Source organism: Chloroflexota bacterium (assembly GCA_018648225.1).
Classification (GTDB): Bacteria; Chloroflexota; Anaerolineae; order Anaerolineales; family UBA11858; genus NIOZ-UU35.
The window spans coordinates 1-3,951 of record JABGRQ010000150.1 but is presented as its reverse complement, the minus strand read 5'-3'; the positions used below and the strand labels follow the sequence as shown (position 1 = coordinate 3,951).

3 protein-coding genes are annotated in these 3,951 nt (G+C 51.9%); all 3 read left to right on the top strand.

Annotated features, from left to right (window positions below):
• On the top strand, positions 1-749 hold a 749-nt coding region (locus HN413_14275), incomplete at its 5' end, for a hypothetical protein (protein MBT3391562.1).
• A gap of 251 nt (positions 750-1,000) precedes the next feature.
• Positions 1,001-2,374 carry an MmgE/PrpD family protein gene (locus HN413_14270; protein MBT3391561.1) on the top strand — a complete coding sequence of 458 codons (1,374 nt, stop codon included), beginning with the start codon at positions 1,001-1,003 and terminating at the stop codon, positions 2,372-2,374.
• A 136-nt stretch (positions 2,375-2,510) separates the two neighbouring features.
• Entirely contained in the window at positions 2,511-3,743 is a 1,233-nt protein-coding gene (locus HN413_14265; protein MBT3391560.1) for a YgeY family selenium metabolism-linked hydrolase, read from the top strand.
• The last annotated feature ends 208 nt before the right edge of the window (positions 3,744-3,951 follow it).

Below are 3,951 nucleotides of genomic sequence, written 5' to 3'. Positions count from 1 at the left end.
GGTTATTGGGCCGTCGTGATCCCGATGATTATTACAGTCAAACCGAGGTTGATGTACTAAAAACGATTGCTAACCAAACTGCCATTGCCCTGGTCAATATCGAGCAGGCCGAACGCCTCCGCGCCTTGTATCAGGTCAATGTCGAGCGGCACGAACAAGAACGCACTAATCTTGCGCGGGATTTGCATGATGATGTTCTCAACCAGTTGGCTGTTTTATCCATGAAGATGGATGAGGAAACAACAGCGGACTTCGAAGAAAGCTTGCAAACCGCTACGGCTCGATTGCGGCAAATGATCAGTGGATTGCGGCCAGCGATGCTCAATTATGGTCTGTCTGCGGCATTGGAAGAATACACTGATGAACTGAATGTAAGGGCTGAATACAGTGTGGATATCCAGGTCGAAATATTTACTTCAGGACCTCAGCACGATGCAATGGTTGAAGCTCATCTTTACCGCATTGTTCAGCAAGCCTGCGAGAACGCGCTGCGTCATGCCCAGGCCAGCACCATCCATTTGCATGGCAATTGCGATCCCGAAGGTGTGCAGCTCATGATTGAAGACAATGGCATTGGTTTGACCGGGATGGATCCATTGGATATAAGCCAATTATTAGCTGATAAACATTATGGTATCGCCGGGATGTTCGAGCGCGCCGAGATCATCGGAGCTGAGTTGCATATGGATACCATCCCCGGCAGGGGTACAAAAGTTATCCTGGTTTGGCATCCTGAACAAGCCAAGTAGTAAGAAAAGGTAGCTCTTGTGTACGAAGTGTGCAAAAATACTGGTTGTCACCCTGAGCGATAGCGAAGCGCAGGCGCTATGCTGGATGTTTCAGATGTACCTCAGTATGACAATGCTTGATTGGCAAATTTTTGATAGATGAGCCGAAAAAGCTTGAAGTGAAGATTCTTGTTTCTGGTAACAAAAGACCTATTTCCACAAACTTGATTTGTGTATAGGCATGATAGTTTTTGAATTCAAAGGAGAACCCTATGACATTCCTCAGCCACAAAATGGCGCAATTCGCCATCAATTTACAGTTTGAAGATATACCCGCGGCTGCAGTCAAAGAAGCCAAACGCTTTTTGCTGGATAGCGTGGGCTGCGCTCTGGCGGCAGTGAAAAATGAAGATATGCAGGCCATGTATCGCTTTACCGAGAAATTAGGCGGCACGCCCGAAGCTACGGTAATCGGTACGGGAGCGCAAACCAACGCCCCCAACGCAGCGTTGATGAATTGCCTGCTGACGCGCGCCCTGGATTATAACGACATCTACTGGGAGCAAGACCCCTCGCACCCCTCCGACATTATCGGGGCGGCGTTGGCGGCGGCGGAGGCCAATGGCAAGAATGGCCGCGATGCGCTGTTGGCAATTGTGCTGGCCTACGAGTTCGAAATGCGCTGGTGCCACGCCGCCGAGCCTGGCGTGCGCGAGGTTGGCTGGCATCACGCCACACTGACTCAGTTCGTCAGCCCGCTAGTGGCCGGGCGTATGTACGATCTTGATGTAGAGCAGATGGTCGCCGCGGTGGGCATCTGCGGCAGCAGTCATTTCACGCTGGGCGGTGTGGTCGCCGGACATCTCACCAATATGAAGAATACTGCTGATCCGCTGGCCGCGCAGGCCGGGGTGATCGCGGCGATGATGGCGCGTGAGGGCTACGAAGGTCCCGTGGAAGTAATGGAAGGCAAGGAGGGTCTTTTTGAAGTCTTGAACAACGTGACCTGGCGCCCCGATTGGCTGCTCAAAGATTTGGGCGTAGATTTCATGATAACGCGTTGCGGTTACAAGGCTTTTCCCACTGAGGCGCTGACACACCAGCCGATCAGCGCGGCGCTGCAAGTTTGCCGCGAGCATAATTTGGCTGGTGAAGATATTGCTGAAATTTTAGTCGAGACGACCACCCGCGGGGCCGATATTCTTTCCGACCCGAGCAAGTTTGCGCCCAAAACCAAAGAGACTGCCGATCACTCGCTGCCTTATGTCATTGCCGCGGCGGTGGCCGATGGGGCCGTGTTGCCCGATTCGTTCAGCGATGAAAAACTGCATGACCCGCGTATCTGGGATTTGTTAGGCAAAATTAAGGTAATTGCCGACCCCGAAATTGACGCGCTCTTCCCGCGGGTCAAGCGCGCCCGGGTGCAGATTACCACCCTCGAGGGTGCTGTCCACTCCGCGCAGGTGGATCACGCCAAAGGGTCGCCTGAAAACCCCCTCTCGGATGATGAGATCGTCGCCAAATTCCGCGCCAACGCTGAGGGAGTGATTTCATCCAAGCGACAAGATGAAATCATCGACGCAACCTGGGCGTTTGATGAAATCGATGATTTGGGGGCGTATATGCGCCTGCTGGTTCAAGAGTAAATATAGTATTTCTAAATATTGGCAACCCTTGCAAAATTCCGCAAGGGTTGTTTTTTTATTTGTGATAAAATGTAAGTTGTCTGACAACTTAATGACCCCGCCAATCTAACTCTTAAAAAAAAATAAGGATGCCATTATGACGGATAAAAGTCTTATCCAAACTCTTCATCGTGAAGTAGAAAATCGCCGAGAAGCGATCATCCAATTCATGCGGGATATTGTCGCCATCCCCAGCATGGAAGGCCAGCTTAAAGATGTTGGCGAGCGCATCGGCGCAGAAATGAGCAAATTGGGCTTTGATGAAGTCCGTTTCGACAAAATGGGCAATATCTTGGGGCGGATTGGCAATGGCCCGCGTGTGGTCGTCTACGATTCGCACATCGATACTGTAGGCATAGGCGACCCGGCCACTTGGAATTGGGATCCATTTGTGGGCAAGGTCGAAGATGGCATTTTGTATGCCCGCGGCGCCTGCGATGAAAAGGGTTCTACCCCCGGCATGGTGTATGGCCTGGCGCTTGCCAACCAATTGGGCTTGCTCAAAGACACCACCGCCTGGTATTTTGGAAATATGGAAGAATGGTGCGATGGGATTGCCCCCAACACATTTGTTGAAGTTGACCCCGGCATCCGCCCAGACTTTGTGGTGATCGGTGAACCCACCAGGATGCAGGTCTACCGCGGGCATAAAGGGCGCATCGAGTTAAAGATCACGGCTTCGGGCCGTTCAGCGCATGCCGCTTCGCACTATCTGGGTGATAATGCGGTTTATAAAATGATGGCTGTGATTACCCAAATCCGCGAGTTGGATCGCCGCTTCCATTTTGGCCTGGGCGGACATCCCATTCAGGGCCGCCCCTCGATTGCCGTGACCGATCTGAAGGTGCGCACAGCTTCACTGAACGCGGTACCCGATCAGTTCACAATTTACCTGGACCGCCGCATTACATCCAATGAGCCGCACGACGATGTGATTGCTCAAATCAGGGGTTTGATACCTGATTATCTACAGGAAGAAATCAAGGTCGAAGAACTGTTCTACGATGACCCATCTTACACAGGGTTTGTCTTTCCGGTTTCCAAGCATTATCCGGCCTGGCTGCTGGATGACGCGCACCCGATGGTACAAGCCGGGCAGCGCACGGTCGAGAAACTCTGGGGTGAGCCGCGCAAACTGGGCACCTGGGATTTTTCGACCAATGGCACCTACTGGGCCGGTAAAGCCGAAATCCCTTCGATTGGTTTTGGCCCCGGCGACGAGAAATTTGCCCACACGCACCTGGAACAGGTTCCACTGAAAGATGTGGTGGCTGCGACCGAATTTTATGCTTTGTTCCCCAGCATGTTGAGTCAATTGGGCGATGCCTAAATTTGCCCCCACCCCTCCCCCGAATCTCGGGGGAGGGGAAACGAAAGTTTTAGCTTCGTAATCCTGAAATTTCAAAGACATCCAGGGGGTGGCTTTTACCTTTAACGAGAATGGGTTCAGTCGGGCGCGCTTCGATATGCTGTTTCACATGATGTTGAACTAAGCGCTTCGCGCAGAAAAAAAACCCCAACGAGAAATTTCAAAATAA

What these genes read in the sequence shown, in the direction of transcription:
- HN413_14270 (MBT3391561.1), top strand. Translation starts at nt 1,001, where the DNA reads ATGACATTCCTCAGCCACAAAATGGCGCAATTCGCCATCAATTTACAG.
- HN413_14265 (MBT3391560.1), top strand. Translation starts at nt 2,511, where the DNA reads ATGACGGATAAAAGTCTTATCCAAACTCTTCATCGTGAAGTAGAAAAT.